Here is a 21143-nt window from a genome sequence, read left to right on the forward strand (position 1 = left end):
TAAAAAAATGGTTCTGTAAAAACATGGATTACACTTATCTTTAAATCATCGTTTAGCCATGTTTGATAAAAACATTTCGGCGAAAATCATCAAACAACAATCTGCACACCATTTAAATTTAAACCACACATGTACAAAAAAACGATCGCCCTTTTTATCATTGCCATCAGCCTTTGTATTTACAGTACCGCACAGGTTAAACACCATGTAATCATTCAACTCACCAGCAACGACACGGCCGTATGGCATGGCTTAATGAATAACATTAAACATTTGCACGAAACCTGGGGTAACACTGTACAGATAGAAGTGGTGGCGCATGGCCCCGGAATAGAGATGCTGATGAAAGGCAAAACAACACAGCAACAGGGAATAACAACCCTTAAAAATACCGGGATAGTATTTGACGCCTGTATGAATACCATGAAGGCAAAAAATTTAACCAAAGACGATATTATTGCTGATGCGGGCTTTGTGCCCTCGGGCGTGGTGGAAGTGGTAACAAAACAGGAAGAAGGCTGGAGTTATTTAAAAACCGGATTTTAGATTTACTGAACGGTATTGGCATTTTACTTTTAAACTACTGTATGAACTTAGATAATTTACAGCATGTGTTTGAGCCAAAGCTGGTAACAGAAATGCAGCAGTTTGGCACCTGGCAAAGTTTTAAAGAGGGTGATCTGATAATGGATTACGGCAAGTATATCCGTATGATGCCGGTGATATTAAAGGGCACCGTTAAAGTGCTTCGTATGGATGAGAACGGCAATGAAATTTTACTCTATTATTTATCCAGCAATGAAAGTTGTTCGATGGCCTACAGTTGTTGTGTGGAAGCAAAAAAAAGTGAAGTAAGGGCCATCGCAGAAGATGATGTGGAACTGATTGCCATCCCTCATGTAAAATTAGATGACTGGCTTTGCCAATATACGTCCTGGCGAAATTATATTATGCGGGGTTTTAATGAACGTTTTATTGAATTGCTAAAATCAATTGAAAGCATTGCGTTTCATAAACTGGACGACCGGCTGGTGGCTTATTTAAAAGACAAGCAGCGCCTCACCGGATCCAGTGTAATCAAGGCTTCGCATTATTTAATTGCGGATGAGCTGGCTACTTCACGAGTAGTTATATCCCGTTTGTTGAAGCAACTGGAAAACAGTAAAAAAATTATTTTGTACAGGAATGAGATAAAGTTGTTGCCGGCTTTTGGTTGAGGCTGCATCAAGGCAAATTGGATTGTGATATTTTGAGTACATAAATTAATTACAGCAAACTACGGAGCGGTTACCTGTTGCCATGAATATTTAATGTACAAGAGTGCGACGCCAATGCAGCCGATAGCAGTACTTTAGCCGGGTTCATAATCAATTATTATTTTACCAAACGCTGCTCCAGTTCTTCCAGCGATACGCCCTTTGTTTCGGGTACTTTAGTCAAAACCCAAACCAGTTGGAGTGCCATCATGAATGCAAAGAACGCAAAGATGGGCCAGGGGTTGTCTTTGAAAATCCCATTGTCCTTGTCCAGGAATAAAGGCGTAATTAATGTGATGATAGCCGCAAAAACCCAGTGTACACTGGCCCCGAACGATTGTCCGCTTGCCCGTACTTTGTTGGGAAATATTTCAGAAATGAAAACCCAGATTACAGCGCCCTGCCCTACTGCGTGCGATGCGATAAACAACAATAAAAACGACAACAGGAAACCTGCACCAGCACCTGCATAAAAGGCCCATGCCACCAACGACAGGCTGATGATATAACCAAAGGAGCCAATCAGCAGTAAGGTTTTTCTGCCGACACGATCAATTAAATATAAACCAACAAACGTAAACAGCAGGTTCACCGCACCGATTGAAATGGAATTGAACAAAGAATCTTTTGCCGCCAGCCCTGCCCTTTCAAGGATCTCCGGGGCATAATATAAAATAAAATTGATGCCAGACCACTGGTTGAAAAATGCCACCATAAATGCCAGCCATATTACGACTGAATATTTTGAACTGAAAAACTGAGAAGAGATACCCGACTTCGTTTCATGCAGGTCAGCGGCCTGGATGGCAGCCATTGCTTCATCCACGTTGCTGATACCAAGGCGCAACATCACATCTTTTGCTGCAGGTAAATCTTTTTTTATAGAGAGCAGCCAGCGGGGACTTTCAGGAATGCGAAAAACCATTACCGTGTAAATCAATGCAGGTACAGCCATGATGCCCAGCATCCAGCGCCAGTCGTTGGCGCCGCCCATGCCTTTAAAAAAATAATTGGATAAGAAGGCGATCAATATACCGAACACGATATTAAACTGGTACATGGCCCCCAAACGGCCTCTTGTTTTTGGTGTAGAGATTTCTGAAATATACGTTGGTGCGGCAACGGATGAAATGCCAATGCCCAGTCCGCCAATGAAACGAAAAAAAGAAAACATATAAGGGCCCTGTGCCAACGCAGAGCCAATAGCAGACACACTAAACAAAATACCGATCCATAACAATACTTTTTTTCTGCCATACAATTGGGTGGGAATGCCGCCAAACACGGAGCCAACAACCGTGCCCCATAAAGCCATCGACATAATAAAGAAACCATGAAACCAGGGAGAAGTGTGCCAGAGCTCTTTAATAGGCAGGTTGGCACCAGAAATTACGACGGTGTCAAACCCAAAAATAAAACCGGCAAGTGCCGCAATTAAAGAAATAACAAAAAGATTGTAGCCGCCTTTTACCGGCTGGCCGTTAGTAGTATCGATGGCTTGCATTTTTTTATGGTTAAATTAAGCAATGGTTTATTTGTTGAAGTTGATGAAAAATTTTACATTTTCCGTATTTTATTTTTTGAGAGATAAGTGATGGCTGTAGTTACGACTGCTGGAGTGGTGCTGCAATTTTTGCAGTCATATTTATTGTGACAACAGTATTGATTTGTAAAAAGATATGAATAAATCTAGCACTACCTTCGAACAACTTATACCTTATCACTTACAATTTATAACTCCCCTAACATATTCTCGGTAACTGTTCTCCCGGCAGCATGCTTACCACACGACTACCGCCGATACTGCTTTTTAAAATGACTTGTTTTGGATGCTGATCAGTTATTTCTCCGATTGTAGTTGCATTTGCTCCGAAAGGTAATTGCTTTAATGCTGTTACAAAATCATCCGCAACATCAACTGCAACTATCGCTATAAAAATACCCTCATTGGCCACATACAGCGGGTCAAGGCCTAAAATTTCGCAGGCGCTGCTTACTCCTTCGTCTACCGGTAATTTATTTTGCAGGATATTTACCCCGGTATTGCTATCCTTTGCGATTTCGTTCAACACAGTTGCAACGCCACCCCTTGTCGGGTCTCTTAAAAAATGTATTTGTTGGCCGAACTTATCAAGCAATGCAATTACGGTATGATTGAGGTTGGCCGTGTCACTGATGATATCACTTTCAAATTCAAGTCCCTGGCGCAGGCTCATAATGGCTACACCATGCGAAGCAATATTGCCGCTGATAATTATTTTATCGCCCTTTTTAATATTGCTGACATGGATGCTGGCTTCAGGATGTAAAAAACCGATGCCGCTGGTATTGATAAAAATGCCATCGCCTTTTCCTTTCTCCACCACTTTTGTATCGCCGGTAACAATATGCACATTGGCATCGCTGGCGGCCTGTTGAATGCTGTTGAGAATTTTCCAGAAATCGGTCATGGGTAGCCCTTCTTCAATGATAAAAGAAAGAGATAAATATTTTGCTGCGGCACCACACATGGCTAAATCATTGACTGTTCCGTTAATGGCCAGCTCGCCGATATTTCCACCCGGAAAAAAAATGGGCGATACTACATAACTGTCCGCTGAAAAGGCAATTTTTCCATTGGCTTCAAACACTGCTCCATCGTGCTTTTCATCCAGCAAGGGATTGGCCAGTAAAGCAAATACACCGCTGTTTAATAACTGGTGGGTTAATATACCACCGCTGCCATGCCCCAGTGTGATTACATCAAAATCAAATTTGGGCATCGGGCATTGCAATTCCATTTTTATTTTTTTTTCGGACACGCTTTCTTAGTTATGAGTTATAAGTGATGAGTTATGAGTTGCTTTGCGCCTGGTGAAGCTTACTTCTTTTTTCTGTTTTATGCCTCAGCATACTCCGCTTGTGAAAAATGGAAGTAGGCGGCGCAGGCTCCTTCGCTGCTTACCATCGGTGCGCCCAGCGGATGCAATGGGTTACACTTTTTGCCGAACTGCGGGCACTGATGTGGCTTTTTAATTCCCCGCAATATATCGCCGGCAATACATTCCTTACTTTCTGTTGCCGCCTCAATCTGAACGTTGAATTTTTTATTGGCATCATACGCCGCAAACTCTTTGCGCAATTCATACCCGCTGAGCGATATCTCACCAATGCCCCGCCACTCCCGGTTGCTCACTTCAAATACATCGGCTATTATTTTCCTTGCGGAAGGATTACCATTTTCCGGTACCACCCTTGCATATTGATTTTCTAATTTTGCCACCCCATTTTCCAGTTGCTTTACCAGCATTAAAATACCCTGCAATAAATCCACCGGCTCAAAGCCGGTGACTACCATAGGCAAAGTATATTTTTCTACCAAAGGATAATATTCTTCCAGTCCCATAATGGCACATACATGCCCTGCGGCTAAAAATCCCTGCACTACATTGTCTTCATCGCTGATGATGGCCTCCATAGCAGGCGGTACCAATACATGCGATGTGAGTATGGAATAGTTAGTAATCCCCGCTCTTTGTGCATGAAGTACCGACAATGCATTAGCAGGCGCCGTGGTTTCAAATCCCACTGCAAAAAAAACGACTTCTTTGTCAGGATTTTGTTCTGCAATTTTAACAGCTTCCAGGGGGGAGTACAAGATGCGGACATCGGCGCCATTGGCTTTTGCTTCCAGCAAACTTTGTTTGCTTCCGGGCACCCGTATCATATCACCAAAAGAACAGAGGATCACTTTTTTTTCCTCCGCCAGGTACACCGCTTTGTCAATCAGGTTCAATGGTGTTACGCACACCGGGCAGCCGGGGCCATGTACCATTTGTATGTTTTCAGGCAACAAGGTTAACAAACCATTCTTCACCAGGCTGTGTGTTTGCCCGCCACAAATTTCCATAATGGTCCATTTCTTTGTGACGATCTTTTTGATTTCGGCCAGGTATTGTTCCGCTACCCCGGCGTCCCTGTATTCTTCTAAATATTTCATGGCGTGCTATTATGAGTTGTTCGTGTTATAAGTTGTGGAAGCGAAATAAAGTAATGCGGGCTCTGAATTGCATGTATAAAAAGATTCGTAGTTAGTTGCTTCTGTCTACCTGCGTGTGCTCAATCAGTTCATCAATTTCGCCGTTCTCTTTCAGGTATTGAAATGTTTTGGCCGCCTCTGCTTCGTTTACAATGCCTCTGGCTACACCTACGTGTACCAGTACATAGTCGCCCACTTTTACGGCGGGTACCATTTCAAGACTTGCCTCTTTTACAATAGTTCCAAATACAACTTTGGCCATACGCACGGTATCGTTATATTGTAATTCTATCGCCTTAATTTTTGGAATTGCTAAGCACATAATTGAAGTGTTATCAGTTTAAAATATTTTCTTAACCGCATTTTATTGTTAAGCAAGTTGATTGTTGTCTATGTTGTTTTCATAATACACCAGCTGGCCAAAGGAAATATTTTCATCATTGGGTGAGAGGTTTTTATGAAAAAATAACTGGTAATCATTAGCGAGACGAATCTTGCACAAATCTACCAACACTGCATTTTGAAAAACGCCACCACTGCAGGCAATCATTTTTACATCCAGGTATCCGGCGATAATGCGCACCAGGTGCGCCAACGAATAATGAAATTTTGCTGCAATAAAATCAACCGTCAATCCTTTTTTTATATCCATCACGATATTGCTGATAAGTATTCCGGTGGGTATGTGGTTATAATGAGCGCCATCCATAAAATAACTCTGGTTAAGATCCCAACCGTTCTGTTCAAAATAGGATGCTGCTTTTTCTTCCAGTAACATAGCTGCCTCTCCCTCATAAGTTTGCTTGTCTGCAAGGTTAAGTAAAGAAGCCACCGCATCAAACAGGCGGCCAGCACTCGAGCAATTGAGCAGTTTATCCTGCTGTAATATTTTTTGATAAATACTCCATTCCTGTTCTGTAAATTTATTTTTCAGCAGGTCTTCTGCCACCCACGATTCATGACATACGGCCAGTGCGGAAAGCCTCGGTTCTCTTGCCATTTTATCACCCGCAATCACCGGAAAATAACCGAAGTAATAGCACCGTTGGATACTTTCATTATGATATTTAAAAAATTCTCCTCCCCATACCTGTCCATCATCTCCCAATCCCACACCATCCCATATTACACCCATTACCGGCGTTTCAGTTTTGAGTAAATTGTTTTCCGCCAGCACGGCCGCAAAATGTGCTTTGTGGTGTTGCACCGTTACAAAAGGTAACTGTTTTTCTTCAGATAACTGCCTGGCAAAATGGTGTGAAAAATAGCCGGGATGCTTGTCTGCAATTACCACACCAGCCGATGTACTAAACAACGAAAAATAGTGCTGAACCGCTTTTTCAAAACTTTGCTGCGCCTCATAAGTATCTGTATTACCCAGGTATTGGCTGATGTACACGTTGCCCTGTTGCGCCAGGCAGAAACTGCTTTTTAGCAAGGCTCCTGTTGACAATATCACGCTGTTTTTATTCGAGGCATAATCAAAAAAGGATGGCGCAAGTCCTCTTGAACGCCGGTGAATAATTTTCGTATTTGTCTTTTCGGTTAACTGCATAACCGAATCATCCTGGGATATAACAATTTCACGATTGTGTGTTACAATCAAATCTGCAATGGCGGAAAATTCTTTTAATGCAATGTCATCATCAAATACAATTGCAGCTTCGCTGATGTTACCGCTCGTGGCAATAACAGGCTTTTTAAAATCAGTTAATATCAGTTCAAATAAAGGTGCATAGGGCAGCATCACACCCAGCTTTGACAATCCAGGTGCAATCTCTTCCATGCATACTCTTTGAGCAGCTTGCTGACTTGTTTTTAGCAGCACAATGGGTGCTGAGGCTGATTGAAGCAATTGCGTTCTTGCCTCATCCAAAATAAAATCTTCCGCCACCATGTTGATTGAAGGATACATCAGCGCAAATGGTTTTGAAGGACGGTGTTTTCTTTGCCGGAGTAAGGCGATGGTATTTTTATTGCCCGCATCGCACAAAAATAAATAACCACCGATGCCTTTAACCGCAACAATTTTCCCATCATCAAGGCTTTCAACCACCCGGCGAATAATATATTCCGTGGTGCTGCTCAGCTCTTTATTTTCATTATTAAATAATTTGATTCCAACACCGCAGGCTGCGCAGGAGTTGGTTTGTGAATAATATCTTCTGTCTGCAGGATTATTGTATTCCTGCTTACATACGGCACACATGCCGAAAGATTCCATGCTCGTATTGATCCTGTCGTAAGGCAGGGCTTTTATGACGGAATACCTGGGCCCGCATTGCGTACAGGTGATAAAAGGATATTGATAGCGGTAATCCGTGGCGTTGTGCAACTCATCTCTGCAATCATTGCACATTGCATAATCTGGTGTAATAGCCAATTTGGCTGGGCCGGTTATTTTACTGTCCTGTATTTGAAAGTTGTCAAATTGCTGCCATACAACCGGATACATGCTGTGTTGCTGAATAACCGACAACGGAGGTGGCGCAGCAATGACCTGATTGTAAAATTCAGCCGCTGTTGCTGAAGATCCGTTGATTTCAATGTGCACGCCATCTGAGCTGTTATTTACCCAGCCATTTAAATTCATTGCTGTTGCCAGCTGCCACACAAAGGGCCGGAAACCTACTCCCTGTACGAGCCCTGTGATATGAATATGATAAGTTTGCAACTGGTTATTTAGTAAAGATGGACAATATCGTTCCTGACAGGTTTCAGCTGAGGTACAAAATTAACCGCTTTCAGCAAACTGGCGGCAACCATTTCAAATTGAAAGATGGGGCTTGAATTGCTGGCAGACAAATGCAGTAGCACATTCCTGGCAACGGATTGAAACATTTTTTTTATATTTGTGCATTGAAAAAAGCATCCGCCATACTATTTCTTAGCATTTACCTGCTCTCTACCACGGCAGCAAAGCAATTGATGAAGCTGCCGGTAATGTTTCAGCATTTCAGTGAACACCAGCAAACAAACAATCCTGTTTCCTTTGCAAGTTTTTTAGCGACACACTATTTACACAGCAGCCCGAAAGACAAAGACTACGATAGAGACCAGCAGCTTCCGTTTAAAACATCGGGTGATTGCATATCCTGTATCGCTATTGCATTTGTATCTCTTATAACACCGATAACGATTAGCAAACCAGCAGAAATCCTGGAGAAGAAAAATTATATTGTTTTAAACCAGGTCATCAGTTCATCTTACCTCGCCAGCATCTGGCAACCGCCCAAAAGCTGTTAGTTTCTTATTTTGTACTTACGCCAAAGAACATCTCTTTGCGTGATCCGGCTATTGACAAACATCATTGGCTGATGCTTTCATTTTATTAAATACGTCAATTATGCTAAATGCGATAATTGGGTTTGCCATTAAAAACAAACTCATTGTGGGGCTTTTTATGATAGCCCTGATAGGATATGGCAGCTACGAGTTTACCAGGCTGCCCATTGATGCGGTACCCGACATTACAAATAACCAGGTGCAGGTAATTACCATTGCACCTTCTTTTGGTGCAACCGATATAGAACGCCTGGTTACCTTTCCGATTGAACAGGCCAATAATAATATTTCCGGCTTAAAAGAAATCAGGAGTTTTTCCCGCTTTGGATTATCACTTGTTACCATTGTTTTTGATGACGCCACGGATGTGTACTGGGCCCGGCAGCAGGTAGCGGAACGACTGCAAAAAGTACAGTCGCAAATACCTGCAGGCATTGGTGTACCCGAGTTGGGACCAGTGAGTACAGGCCTTGGAGAGATCTATCAGTATGTTGTACGGCCAAAAGATGGCTATGAAAGTAAGTTTAATGAGACAGATTTACGCACCATACAGGACTGGATCGTTCGCCGCCAGTTACTTGGTGTGAAAGGCGTGGCGGAAGTGAGCAGTTTTGGCGGCAAACTAAAGCAATATTCCATTGAAGTCGATCCGAATAAATTATTATCATACAATATCACCATTACCGATGTATTTCATGCCCTTGAAAACAACAATCAAAATACTGGTGGCGCTTACATCGAGAAAGGTCCAACTGTGTTGTTTATACGCAGTGAAGGTTTGATCGGAAGCATGGATGACATAAAAAATATTTCCATCAAAAGAACCAGTGGCGGAGCGCCTTTATTTATCCGGGATGTAGCAGATATAAAAATTGGCCATGCAACCAGGTATGGCGCTATGTGTTACAATGACAAAGGCGAAGTGGCTGGTGCGGTAGTGATGATGCTGAAGGGCGCTAACAGCAGCGACGTAATTAAAAATGTAAAGGAGCGCATTGCACAGGTGCAAAAATCATTGCCCGAAGGCGTGGTGATAGAGCCCTTTCTCGACCGCACTAAAATGGTAGACAATGCCATCAGTACGGTGGAAAGAAACCTGGCGGAAGGCGCCCTGATCGTAATATTTGTACTGGTATTTTTTCTTGGTAATTTCCGGGCCGGTTTTCTGGTGGCATCGGTGATACCACTCGCCATGTTGTTTGCTGTTATTATGATGAATCTCTTTGGAGTAAGCGGCAACCTGATGAGTCTGGGCGCTTTGGATTTTGGGTTGATTGTAGACGGAGCGGTAATTATTGTGGAAGCCGTTATGCACCAGCTTACGCACAGCAAAAAATTTACCGGTATTCAAAAGCTATCGCAACCGCAAATGGATGAAGAGGTGAACTACTCTGCCAGTAAAATGATGAACAGCGCCGTATTTGGTCAAATCATTATCCTGGTTGTTTACCTGCCCATCTTCACCTTGCAGGGCATTGAAGGGAAGATGTTTAAACCCATGGCGCAAACTGTAGCTTTTGCCTTGCTTGGTGCATTTATTTTATCACTCACATATGTACCCATGATGAGTGCCTTGTTCCTGAGTAAAAAAGTAAAACATACGCCTAACTTTTCTGATAAATTAATGCTGAAGGTGGAAAGGCTTTACCAGGCCACCTTAAACAAAGTAGTGAGTTTTCCCAAAACGGTGCTGACTTCAGTAATTGCACTTTTCATCGTGTCCGTAATGGTGTTACTCTCGCTTGGCGGCGAGTTTATTCCCTCGCTGGAAGAAGGTGATTTCGCAGTAGACACGCGGGTGCTGACAGGTAGTTCTTTAAACACTACCATCACCAATACCCAACAGGCGGCGCATATATTAAAAACACAGTTTCCGGAAGTAGAAAAAGTAGTCACCAAAATTGGCAGTGGTGAGGTACCTACCGACCCGATGCCGATGGAGGCGAGTGACATGATGGTGATATTAAAACCGAAAGACAAATGGACCAGCGCTAAAACATTCAATGAACTGGCCGAAAAAATGGGCAAAGCTTTGGAAGCTGTACCCGGCGTTACGGCTGGTTTTCAGTTCCCCGTACAAATGCGTTTTAATGAGCTGATGACGGGTGCAAGGCAGGATGTGGTATGCAAAATTTTTGGAGAAGACCTGGATACGCTGGCTGCGTATGCTGCCAAACTCGGAGGCATTGTAAGCAGCGTGAAAGGAGCAAAAAATTTATATGTGGAAGCTGTGTCTGGCATGCCCCAAATCATCATCAATTACAATCGCAACATCATTGCGCAATACAATCTCAATATCGCTGATATTAACCGGGTTGTAAATACCGCATTCGCAGGCCAAAGCACGGGGATGTTGTTTGAAGGCGAAAAGCGTTTTGACGTAGTGGTACGTTTAAAAGGTGATTTAAAAAAAGATTTGAAAGACGTACAGAACCTGCTGATACCAACACCACAAGGCACCCAGATACCATTGTACCAGTTGGCTGATGTACAGATTAAGGAAGGCCCTAACCAGATACAGCGGGAGGATGCCAAAAGAAGAATTGTAGTGGGTTTTAATGTGCGGGGCAGAGATGTACAAAGCATTGTTACTGAACTGCAGCAAAAGGTAGAAAAACAATTAAAATTCCCGGCAGGGTACTACATAACCTATGGTGGAGCTTTTGAAAACCTCAATGCCGCCAAACAACGTTTGATGGTTGCCGTTCCGGTATCCCTTTTATTGATATTCCTGTTGTTGTATTTTGCCTTTACCTCTGTGAGGCAAGGCCTGCTTATCTATTCAGCTATTCCGTTATCTGCAATCGGGGGTATTTTGTTTTTGGCCTTCAGAGGCATGCCTTTCAGTATCAGTGCAGGGGTTGGATTTATTGCATTATTTGGTGTGGCCGTGTTAAATGGTATTGTATTAATTGCTGAATTCAACCGGCTGAAAAAAGAAGGATTGACTGATCTAAAACGAATCGTGCTGATGGGCACAAAGGTTAGATTACGACCTGTATTGATGACGGCCTGTGTGGCGTCATTGGGTTTTTTGCCGATGGCCATAAGCAACGGTGCAGGTGCAGAAGTACAGCGGCCACTTGCCACAGTGGTAATTGGCGGCTTATTGATTGCAACATTTCTAACCCTGTTCGTATTGCCGGTTTTGTACATGATTTTTGAGAAGGGAGGAATGAAAAAAAAGAAGCAACCGAAATAGACTATCTGCGGGAGAAAAGTATTCCCTGATCTCGCCGGCTTTTACAGATAAGTATGTACACATTATCACCAACAATTTTTATAAAAAGCAAACCATTCATGAAACAACTAATAATATCTGCGGTCATCTGCGCCATCTGCGGGATATCCGCAGCCCAGGTGCCGGTTAGTCTGAAAGCCGCTGTTGATACTGCGCTGAAGAATAATCTGCTGGTAAAAAATGAACAGTTGAAAGCCCAGTACCAGCAGCTACTGATCAATACAGCTACGGCTTTACCAAAGACAAATATTTTGGCCGACGCGGGGCAGATCAACAGTATTTACACCGATACAAAATTTGGCATCACACAAAATTTTAGTCTTCCAAAAGTTTATTCCAGCCAAAAAGAATTGTTGCAGCAGGAATGGAAAAGCAGCCTGCTCAACGTTGCTGTAAAAAAAGCGTTACTTAAAAAACAAGTAGAACAGCTATTTTATACAATGGTGTATGTTGAGCAAAAAAAACAGCTGCTTCAATATTTAGACAGTCTGTACACATCGTTTTACAAAAAGGCAGCTTTACGTTTGGAAAAAGGCGAAAGTAATTTGCTTGAAAAAGTCAGCGCTGAAACACAATTGGGACAAATCCATATACAGCAGCAACAATTACAACAGGATGTTGCCGTATTGCAATTACAGTTTCAATTGCTTCTGAACACCACTACCCTGTTTGTTCCGGAGCCACAACCTGTAAAAATGGAGCTGGCCGCTACTGCAGACACCACGAAGTTGAAAGAACACGCCACCATGCAACTGATACAACAACAGGAGCAAATAGCCCTCGCATCTATTGCCGTCGAAAAAAGCAAACTGTTGCCTGATTTGCTTGCCGGTTACAGTAACACAAGTATAAAGGGCACAGGTGCTGATAACAAAATTTATGGAAGTGGCAAACGCTTTAATGCCATACAAATTGGCATTGGTATTCCCCTGTTTGCCAAAGCGCAAAAAGAAAAAATAAACAGCGCCAAATTCAGCAGGCAAATAGCAGCACACAATTATACTGCCGGCATGCAAAATATCCAGTCGGAGTATGAGGCTGCTGTTGCGCAGTATAATAAATACAAACAAACAGTGCAGTATTTCGAAACAGCTGCCTTAAAAAATGCTTCGCTTATTACCAGTACTGCCAACTTGCAACTGGCAAATGGCAGCATCAATTACCTTGAGTGGGTGCAGCTCATCAACCAATCGGTGGTTGTAAAAAGCGACTACACGGAAGCCATTAAAAATCTGAACGAATCCATTATTCAGCTCAATTATTTTAACAACCAATAATCATTTAATAATGAAACACATCATAGTTTTTGCATCGATAATCATCGTCCTTTCAGCCTGCGGCGCAAAGAATGACAGCGAAGAAAAAACAGCGGCCGCCGGAGAAGAAAAAGGCGTTGCATTAACATCGCAGCAACTCAAAAATGCCGGCATCGCAACGGGCAAAATGGAACAACGTGAAATTTCATCTGTGCTGAAATTAAACGGTAAAATAGATGTACCTCCACAAAACATGGTATCCATCAGCGTTCCTTTGGGAGGATATTTAAAAACTACGCAATTGCTCCCTGGTATGCATGTAAATAAAGGCCAGGTAATAGCAGTGATGCAGGACCAGCAGTACATTCAGCTGCAGCAGGATTATTTAACCGCCAAAGCAAAAATCGGCTTTTTAGAAAATGAATACAAGCGGCAGAAAGAATTAAACCAAAGCCAGTCCAGCAGCGACAAAGTGTACCAGCAGGCAGAAGCGGATTATAAAAGTCAACAGGTATTGATGACCTCGCTGGCGGCGAAATTACAACTGGCAGGTATTAACATCAACAAAATAAATGAAACAACCATTTCACCAAGTATCAACATTTATTCTCCCATCAATGGCTACGTTTCCAAAGTGAATGTAAACATTGGCAAGTATGTTTCTTCAACCGAAGTGCTGTTTGAGCTGATCAATGTATCTGATATTCACCTGGCATTAAAAGTGTTTGAAAAAAATGTCAACAAATTATACATCGGTCAAAAATTGATCGCATATACCAACAATAATCCTGAAAAAAAATACGCCTGCGAAATCTTATTGATCGGCAAAGATCTTTCCATGGAAGGCAATACAGAAGTGCATTGTCATTTTGAACAATACGATAAGACGCTGGTTCCGGGGACCTACATGAATGCAGAAATTGAAGTAAAAAATAACCAGGCTTTTGCGCTGCCGACAGATGCCATTGTGCGCTTTGAAAGCAAACAATATGTGTATAAAGTGAAAGGCAATAATCAGTTTGAAATGACAGAAATAACTACGGGCGAAAGTGAAAATGGATTCACCGAGATTACCATACCTGCAAACAGCGATTTGGCCACGGCCGAATTTGTAACCAAAGGTGCCTATTCATTATTGATGATGATGAAAAATAAGGCGGAGTAAAACAGGCTTGACATACTATTTATAAATTGTAATCGATAGCGCAAAATACTGATGAGATAAAGTAGTATAAATTAGACATTGGCGGTATAAAATTTACCGGCGCTGCTTGCAGGCGGTGACGGCACAGAAATATTTGGCTTACCAGTTCCTCCGCAATACATTCCAGCTTGCCTGTTTACAGAATCCTGGTTACCAATACCCTTTACATAGAAATAAAACAAGGCCACCAAAACATTAAAATGAGTGGCCTTGTTTATTAATACCCCCTGCTATTCTGCTATTTACTTTCCGCTTTTATTAAAACCGGCCCCAGCAAGCCTGATGGCTCCAGCGGAGAATCCACTGCGTATGGGTTTACATTCGTCCATGTTGTACGCTCTTTTTCGGGTAAATGCAAATCGCCAATCAGACGGTTAACCCAGGTATTTACGACTGCAATTTCCAATGTGTTCAAACCCTGGTGAATGTACCTTGTAATATCAAGCTGGTATGGTGCTGTCCATACGCCTCCTGCTTTCACACCATTTATTTTTACAGCAGCCATCGCGGTGATGGTGCCCAGGTCAAGCAGCATACGCCGATTGGCTTTCAGGTTAGCAATCGTAAAATTATTTTGGTAGATGGCAGTACCGGAGTAATATTTTATTTTATCGTTGTCACTTTTTGTCCAGTCAATAAGTGTGTCAAAAGTAACCGGTTTTTCAGGCCCCCAGTGGCTTGCATCAAAGCTCACCTGCCACGCTTTTTTTATTTCTGTAATTACATTTTGTTCAGGGAAATTGGTTTTCAAATTTTTATTATTGGTTTTTACAACCGGTGTTCTGAAAACAATAAAAGCACTCTCGTTTTCATGCAGCTTTAATGAGATGGTTGTTTCATTTTTATCAATGGTATAAGCCGGCAGCAAACGATGCGCTCCTGTTACCGGGTTCCACAACTCAGGCTGTTTGCCTTTTACCTGCAATGCGGCATCAAAACTGATGGGTTTATCTTTTTGATTGGAAAGAAAATACACATCGTCATTGTTGATTTTTCTGTGAATAAAAAGAACTGAATCATCCCCATTTATTTTGCAATCCGGCGCAGCATTGATCATCGTCAGCGCCTCCTGCAAATCCATGCCACTGATCACCATCCCCTTTCCATAATGATTTGCTTTTACAGATGTGCTGTCAATATTACCCCACATTTCTTTTGCAATTTTTGATACCTGTTCGTCTGCCGTTGCAAAATCTTGCAGACTTGGCGAACTTTTGGGTGCAGGTCCAAATACCACTGCACCAAGTTTTACCAGCTGTTGAATTGTTGCCAGCAACTCAGGCCGCATAGTTGTTAGTTTAGGTAATACCAACATGCGGTAAGTAATACCGTTGGGTAAAACCAGCCGGCCATTTTTTACTCTAAGGCGTTCTTTCAGCACATCAGCGTTGATGTAGTCAAATGAATATCCCTTGGGTAAAGCCGGGTCGCACACACCGGTCATTTTGGGGGCATCTTCTCCAATAAAATAGGCCACATCTGCCACATACCTGCCCTGCTGCAACATAAAATTGCAGCGCTTCAAATAATCAGTAAACAAAGGCATTTGATTAAACCAGGTATTATTGCGGTTAAACTCGTTGCTGAAACCGGCATTCACCCCTGGCAACTTATCGTTATAAGGTTGTTCAATATACACGTGCATCACGGTGTTATTAATGCCTTCTGTAAAAAAGCGGTCACCCCGCTGTTTCATCTTCGCAGGATATCTTGAATAGGCGGCACCTCCACAGGTAAACGATTCTGCGGAAACTTTTGTTTTACCATAAATATGTGCCGAAGAAGAAGCTGCCCTGTTTTCAATATTACCCAAATCTCCCTCGCTCCAAAACTCACCCCCTATCTCATCCGACTGCCCGCCATACTGTAAAAATTCGCCCGGAAAGCCCCAGTGGCCGTAGTTTTCAAGCCATGTGGTTAACCCGTGTTTATGGCTAATTTCTCTTAACCCTCCCACATACTCAAACGAAACTTTGTCGGCTATAAAACGCCGCAGGTCCCAAAGAAAACGGTTCGACATTTCTTCACTACCCACCACGCTACCATATAACACGGGAATGTAAGGCGCAGGGTCATACCCATACACTTTTTTAAATTTTCCGATCATGTTGTCGGTCCAGTTTTGGCCGCCGGTTTCATAACTATCCTGAACAACTATTTTAAAAGTTTTGCGGTCTTCAGCGGGAATACGTTTTATTATCTCGCCAAGAAACGCATCAAAATGCCAGGCCAGGTAATCCTTGTTCATCTTATCTACTTCCAGCCCGGTGCCATTGGGTGGTGCAGGCGAATTGGTAACACCGGTTGGCGCCATGCCAGAGCGAACAATGATCCACTCCCCTGCTGGTGCATCCCAATTCAGTTCACCATCAGCCGACATCAAGTTGGAAATATCTTTTACTGCTGCAGGATCAATCGCCAGTGGCTTATCTGTTGTATTATTTTGATCAGGCCATAAATATTGTCCCCATAAAGGGAACGGAGTTTGACTCATTTTAGCGAGCGTTTTTTCAATATAGTTCTCCACTTTTGGTGAAGATAAAATCTGCAGTTCCTGGATGCCGGAAGTCGAATCGGGTGCAGGTCCCCATGACGTGGCATAGTTGGTTTTAAGATTGCTAATAACTAACCGGAATGATTTTGCACTGGTCGCAGGCAACGCTACGGCTATGCGCCCGTAAGGATCAAAGCCAACATTCAAAGCACTATTGCTCCGGTCAATGGTAAATTCCTTAACGGTTTTAAAACTGTCTCCAGCACTTACCTGTAGTTGTATTTTAGCGATGATAGGACGATGGGAAGGATATAATACAATGCTTCTTGCTTCAAAATCTTTGTTAGTTTGAATGTTAATTGTTGCAACGCTATCCAACGGTATCGCTACTTCTGTAGCCGTATCCTTATCCATCACAGCCTGCACATTTTTTAGAGACGGGCTTGTAAGCCTGGGCGAATTGTCTGCTATGTTTGCATCGTAATCTTTTGGCTTAGGAAAAGCAATCAACCTTACATCCTGGAATTGATTCGTGGGCTTTTTAAGTTTGATGGTAACGTGACTGCCCCCTTTTACATTGGTTTCCGAACTGGCCAGGTAACGCATCGATTGCTCCGGCTTTATCCACGGGCCGCCAGACTGGCTCCAGCCGGGACTGTTAAAAATACCTATTTCAATATTTAATTTGGTGGCGGTCTTCAATGCAGTATGCATAACATCCCACCATTCGGGTGATAAAAATTTCACCTTTCCCTGTGCCACGTCTGGCTGCTCTATATTTCCTATAAATGCCCGGTTAATGCCCACTTTTTTCATTGCCTCCAAATCTTTTACAACACCTTCTTTAGAAATATTGCCCGACATCCAGTACCAATAGACCCCCGTTTGCACGGCGTCTTTTGGATGAAGAAATATTTTCTCCATATTGGCATACCCGGCAAATGCATTGTTGTTTGTAACAGGTTTCTGCTGTGCAAAAGTGTATGCAGAAGAAAGCACAATGCTTGCGCCGAGTAATACCTTTTTTGTATAATTCAGGAAAAAAAACGAGGTGTTGAACATAAATTGTTATCTTATTATTTAGAAATATTTAAATCATTTTTAAAAGTATGTTAGCTTTCTGCAATCGTAAAATCAATATGCGTCTATCATTTTACTTTTCAAGCAACACCGTCAGCGGTTATAAACCCTGACGGCGGTTGAATAAAACTTCCATAAGCAAGCGCATTATCTAACCGCCGACGGGGCTGAAAGCCGCCGTCGGGGTAGGTTGAGACTTCTTATTCTTAGAACTCAGTCTGCTGAATCGTAACCGGCCCAATCAATCCCGATTTAAATAACGGTGCCCCTTTTTCATAATGTTTAAAAGTGGTAAATGTAAATCTTCCACTCGTTCTTGGCTGGCCTTTCAATAACCAATCAGGCCATTGCTCATCCTTTATGCCGTCATCCGGAAACTGCTCATCGCCTATCAGCCTGTTGGGCCATAAGTTAGCGACTTCAATTTCCAAATGATTATTTTTTTCTTTTACTGCTGACGTAATCTCTACCTTCCAGGGAGCGGTCCAAACCACGCCAAGATCTTTGCCATTCAACTTTACCCGGGCAATATTTTTTACTTCTCCAAGGTCCAGGTAAAGTCGGTTGTTTTTTGTTTTAACAACACCATCCACATCAAATGTTTGCTTGTAGGTAGCAATGCCAGAATAATATTTAATTCCCTGTTCCGGATGTTTGGTCCAGTCGATGAGTGAATCGAATGTGATTTTTTTTGGGCCTCCCCAAACAGGATCAAAAGAGACTGTCCATGCTGCATTTAAAGTGGCGATGTTTTTAGCGGAAGGAAAATTGGCTTTTTCAGGAACTACTAATTGAGTGGTATCATTTTTAAAAACAATGAAAAAACTTTGAAAGGCATCAAAATGCAATGGTATACTTGTTTGACCATTAGCCTTCGAAAACTCAGGCAATATTTTTATTTCGCCAGTCAATGGATCCCACAACTCTGGTTTGCCTTTTTGTGATCTGAAAAGACAAGTTGTATTAACTAACTGGCTGGCTTTATTGGATACAAAATAAATATCCTGGTCAGCAGTAATACGGTGCGTATAACGCAATGAGGCAGCTGATTCAAAATCATTGACCACCTGCATGTCTTTTAATAAAGCTGCGGTAAAATCATAATTGGGATAGAATCCTTCGAGTTGAGCTGCTACAGCCTTTCCCCATACCACTTTGCCTTTTCCGTAAGTATGGATGGATTGATTATCCGGAACTAGTGTTGTACCCCAGATGGTTTGCGCCAGTTGCTTTACCTGTTCATCACATGCAGGATAACCTGATAAACCCGGTGATTTCATTGGTGGTGAACCAACCACTATTGCACCTTCATAAACCAATGTTTTTATTTTTTCAAGTAAAGCTGGCGTCATGGTTTGTACAGCCGGCAACACGAGTATTTTATAAGCAGCGCCTCCCGGAAAAACTACCTGGTTATCCTTTACACTTGCAGTCAATAATTGACCCGGAGAACATCCGTCAAAATTAAAGCCCCGGCGATCACGGATTGGCTCTTCACCAATAAGTGCCGAGTGGGGCGGACGAAACACATGCGGTGCGCCTTCAGGTGTGAGGTATAAAATATCTGCAACGGACCGGCCTTGCTGAAGCACAAACTGGCAACGGGAAATATAGTTGTGATAGCCGCCTACCATCGGCCACCAGGTTTGACTCCTGTTCCAGTGAACGCCATACGGCCCCATCGTCATGCCGGGTTTTAAATTGTCCGGCAAGGTTTGGCTTTGAAATGTATGATACACAAACCGGTTGATGCCAGCTGCAAAAGCCCAGTCACCCTGCTCTTTCATCGAGCCCGGGTATTGCTTCCAACCTTCCCGGTCATCTGCCGTAAAGGCTTCCGCAGGCACCAGCGGTATGCCATTTACATGCGCAATGGAAGTAGCTTCTGCGCAACTAAAAGAAGAATTAAAGCCGAGGTCCTTGCTCCAGAATTCGCACATAGGAATATCAGCAACAGCGCCGAGTTCAAGGTCTGCAGCAGGATTCATATCATAAGGTTCGATGGATAATTTCCAGCCATTGCGGTGTGCGTAGGTCTTTAAATATTGCGCATGATTTTCCAGTACCAGTTCCTGCGAAGTTTGCCGCAGGTCCCATAGAAAGCGTTCACTTATCTCTATGCTCTCTACTATGTTACCATCATACACCGGGTAAAAAGGCAAGGGATCGTAGCCCCTTCTTTTAATGAACTGCTGCCTGAATTGTGCTGTCCAGTTTTGAGCGCCCATCTCCCAACTGTCCATGTGTATCTTCTTCAAACCGCCTGCTGATAAAGTATCCAGCTGACCAATTTTTTTCAGCAGCTTTCCGATGTATTGGTTAAGATGTGCCTCCAGTGCAATGGTATCAAATTTATCGGCTTCAAAACCCAGCCCGGGTATAGGTGCCGGCCTTGTAACAGCCCCGTTGTTGCGGCTTCCAAAACGCATGATGGTCCATTTGCCCTGCGGCGCTTTCCAGTCAAGCGTTCCGTCTGGTAATAATTTACTGGTAAGATCAATAATAGTGCTGGGTGCGATTACAGCCTCCTTTGGTACTGCTTCGTAATTTGCCAGGGAAGGCAAAAATTCTTTTGTACCCGGTGCAGAAGAATAAGGTGCCCGGTAATACAATGCCTTCTCTTCTCCATCTGTAATTTTTTTATTTACAGCCGGTGTCGGAAAGGCGAGCACGGCTACGTCTTTATAAAAATCATCCCACTGTTTTTTTAACTCAGGCGTAAAACCGCCCTCACCAAAATAAGGTTTCTTTGGCAGGGGCAAGGGCAATTTAATTGGCTGTTTGCTGGTGTCAGAGATCAATAGCGTGCTGCTAACGAGGTGCTGCATAGATTGTGCAGCAGGTACCCACGGACCACCGCTGCCAGTCCACCCCGGACCAACACTCAGCGTAATTTCTATTCCCAATCTTTCAGCTTCCCGAACGGCATGCTTAAAAAGTTCCTGCCATTCCTCACTTAAAAAATCAACCTTGCCTCTCGGCACACCCACATTTACTTCTAAAAAAACCAGGTTTCCAATGCCTGCTTTTTTCATCGATTCAAGATCTTTGGTCATGGATTCTTTGGTACGGTTTCCATCCATAAAATACCAGTACACGCCCGGCCTTGCAGATTCAGGAGGGTTCAGAAAACCGGCTTTTATTGGATCGCTTGTTGCAACTGATGATTTTTGTAAACTGCTGAAATGCTTGCTGCAACTATACAGCAACACAATGATTACAAAGTTTAGCAGCCGAAAGAAAAAACCATGTTTGTTATGTATTGTCATCTTAATATTTTGAAGTGATTACAGTCTTGATTTAACAGAT

The 21143-nt window shown here is 42.8% G+C and carries 13 protein-coding genes; 6 read left to right on the plus strand and 7 right to left on the minus strand.

The window, feature by feature from the left end; genetic code table 11:
• The first annotated feature begins 129 nt into the window (after positions 1-129).
• Both QWZ08_RS12870 and QWZ08_RS12875 read left to right on the plus strand, forming a co-directional pair.
• Positions 130-546: a DsrE family protein gene (locus tag QWZ08_RS12870; protein WP_290337829.1), complete on the plus strand. Its 417-nt coding sequence runs from the start codon at positions 130-132 to the stop codon at positions 544-546.
• A 41-nt stretch (positions 547-587) separates the two neighbouring features.
• Positions 588-1217, plus strand: a complete 630-nt coding sequence (locus QWZ08_RS12875) for a Crp/Fnr family transcriptional regulator (protein ID WP_290337830.1) — start codon at positions 588-590, stop codon at positions 1215-1217.
• Between the two features lie 157 nt (positions 1218-1374).
• Here the strand turns inward: QWZ08_RS12875 and QWZ08_RS12880 are convergent, their stop codons facing one another.
• The 5 genes from QWZ08_RS12880 to hypF all read right to left on the minus strand — a co-directional run bounded on the left by QWZ08_RS12880 (position 1375) and on the right by hypF (position 7948).
• Complete coding sequence (locus tag QWZ08_RS12880; protein WP_290337831.1) at positions 1375-2760, minus strand: sugar porter family MFS transporter; 1386 nt, start codon at positions 2758-2760, stop codon at positions 1375-1377.
• 238 nt (positions 2761-2998) lie between these two features.
• Positions 2999-4036 (minus strand): hydrogenase expression/formation protein HypE, encoded by a 1038-nt coding sequence (hypE, locus tag QWZ08_RS12885; protein ID WP_290337832.1) that lies wholly within the window; start codon positions 4034-4036, stop codon positions 2999-3001.
• A 98-nt stretch (positions 4037-4134) separates the two neighbouring features.
• Positions 4135-5235 carry a hydrogenase formation protein HypD gene (gene hypD, locus QWZ08_RS12890; RefSeq protein ID WP_290337833.1) on the minus strand — a complete coding sequence of 367 codons (1101 nt, stop codon included), beginning with the start codon at positions 5233-5235 and terminating at the stop codon, positions 4135-4137.
• 91 nt (positions 5236-5326) lie between these two features.
• On the minus strand, positions 5327-5596 hold the full coding sequence (locus QWZ08_RS12895; protein WP_290337834.1) for a HypC/HybG/HupF family hydrogenase formation chaperone: 270 nt from the start codon (positions 5594-5596) through the stop codon (positions 5327-5329).
• Positions 5597-5644: 48 nt separating this feature from the next.
• On the minus strand, positions 5645-7948 hold the full coding sequence (gene hypF, locus QWZ08_RS12900) for a carbamoyltransferase HypF (protein WP_290337835.1): 2304 nt from the start codon (positions 7946-7948) through the stop codon (positions 5645-5647).
• A 185-nt stretch (positions 7949-8133) separates the two neighbouring features.
• Here hypF and QWZ08_RS12905 point away from each other — a divergent pair, with 185 nt between their 5' ends.
• From QWZ08_RS12905 to QWZ08_RS12920, 4 genes are all read left to right on the plus strand, one after another.
• A complete protein-coding gene (locus QWZ08_RS12905; RefSeq protein ID WP_290337836.1) occupies positions 8134-8520 on the plus strand; it encodes a hypothetical protein in 387 nt (128 codons plus the stop codon).
• A gap of 100 nt (positions 8521-8620) precedes the next feature.
• Positions 8621-11761: an efflux RND transporter permease subunit gene (locus tag QWZ08_RS12910; protein ID WP_290337837.1), complete on the plus strand. Its 3141-nt coding sequence runs from the start codon at positions 8621-8623 to the stop codon at positions 11759-11761.
• Between the two features lie 98 nt (positions 11762-11859).
• Positions 11860-13077, plus strand: a complete 1218-nt coding sequence (locus QWZ08_RS12915) for a TolC family protein (RefSeq protein WP_290337838.1) — start codon at positions 11860-11862, stop codon at positions 13075-13077.
• Between the two features lie 10 nt (positions 13078-13087).
• The gene (locus tag QWZ08_RS12920) at positions 13088-14221 is read left to right on the plus strand and encodes an efflux RND transporter periplasmic adaptor subunit (protein WP_290337839.1); all 1134 of its coding nucleotides are present in this window, start codon (positions 13088-13090) and stop codon (positions 14219-14221) included.
• A 277-nt stretch (positions 14222-14498) separates the two neighbouring features.
• On the opposite strand, the gene QWZ08_RS12925 is transcribed toward QWZ08_RS12920, so the two are convergent.
• Both QWZ08_RS12925 and QWZ08_RS12930 read right to left on the minus strand, forming a co-directional pair.
• Positions 14499-17816: a glycosyl hydrolase gene (locus QWZ08_RS12925; protein WP_290337840.1), complete on the minus strand. Its 3318-nt coding sequence runs from the start codon at positions 17814-17816 to the stop codon at positions 14499-14501.
• Between the two features lie 224 nt (positions 17817-18040).
• On the minus strand, positions 18041-21103 hold the full coding sequence (locus QWZ08_RS12930; RefSeq protein ID WP_290337841.1) for a glycosyl hydrolase: 3063 nt from the start codon (positions 21101-21103) through the stop codon (positions 18041-18043).
• Positions 21104-21143 lie beyond the last annotated feature (40 nt).

Source organism: Ferruginibacter paludis, assembly GCF_030409685.1.
Classification (GTDB): domain Bacteria; phylum Bacteroidota; class Bacteroidia; order Chitinophagales; family Chitinophagaceae; genus Ferruginibacter; species Ferruginibacter paludis.

Bases quoted from the DNA above. Each gene is read 5' to 3' on its own strand.
- QWZ08_RS12870 (WP_290337829.1), top strand. From the start codon at position 130: ATGTACAAAAAAACGATCGCCCTTTTTATCATTGCCATCAGCCTTTGT.
- QWZ08_RS12875 (WP_290337830.1), top strand. From the start codon at position 588: ATGAACTTAGATAATTTACAGCATGTGTTTGAGCCAAAGCTGGTAACA.
- QWZ08_RS12880 (WP_290337831.1), bottom strand. From the start codon at position 2,760: ATGCAAGCCATCGATACTACTAACGGCCAGCCGGTAAAAGGCGGCTAC.
- hypE (WP_290337832.1), bottom strand. From the start codon at position 4,036: ATGGAATTGCAATGCCCGATGCCCAAATTTGATTTTGATGTAATCACA.
- hypD (WP_290337833.1), bottom strand. From the start codon at position 5,235: ATGAAATATTTAGAAGAATACAGGGACGCCGGGGTAGCGGAACAATAC.
- QWZ08_RS12895 (WP_290337834.1), bottom strand. From the start codon at position 5,596: ATGTGCTTAGCAATTCCAAAAATTAAGGCGATAGAATTACAATATAAC.
- QWZ08_RS12910 (WP_290337837.1), top strand. From the start codon at position 8,621: ATGCTAAATGCGATAATTGGGTTTGCCATTAAAAACAAACTCATTGTG.
- QWZ08_RS12915 (WP_290337838.1), top strand. From the start codon at position 11,860: ATGAAACAACTAATAATATCTGCGGTCATCTGCGCCATCTGCGGGATA.
- QWZ08_RS12920 (WP_290337839.1), top strand. From the start codon at position 13,088: ATGAAACACATCATAGTTTTTGCATCGATAATCATCGTCCTTTCAGCC.
- QWZ08_RS12925 (WP_290337840.1), bottom strand. From the start codon at position 17,816: ATGTTCAACACCTCGTTTTTTTTCCTGAATTATACAAAAAAGGTATTA.
- QWZ08_RS12930 (WP_290337841.1), bottom strand. From the start codon at position 21,103: ATGACAATACATAACAAACATGGTTTTTTCTTTCGGCTGCTAAACTTT.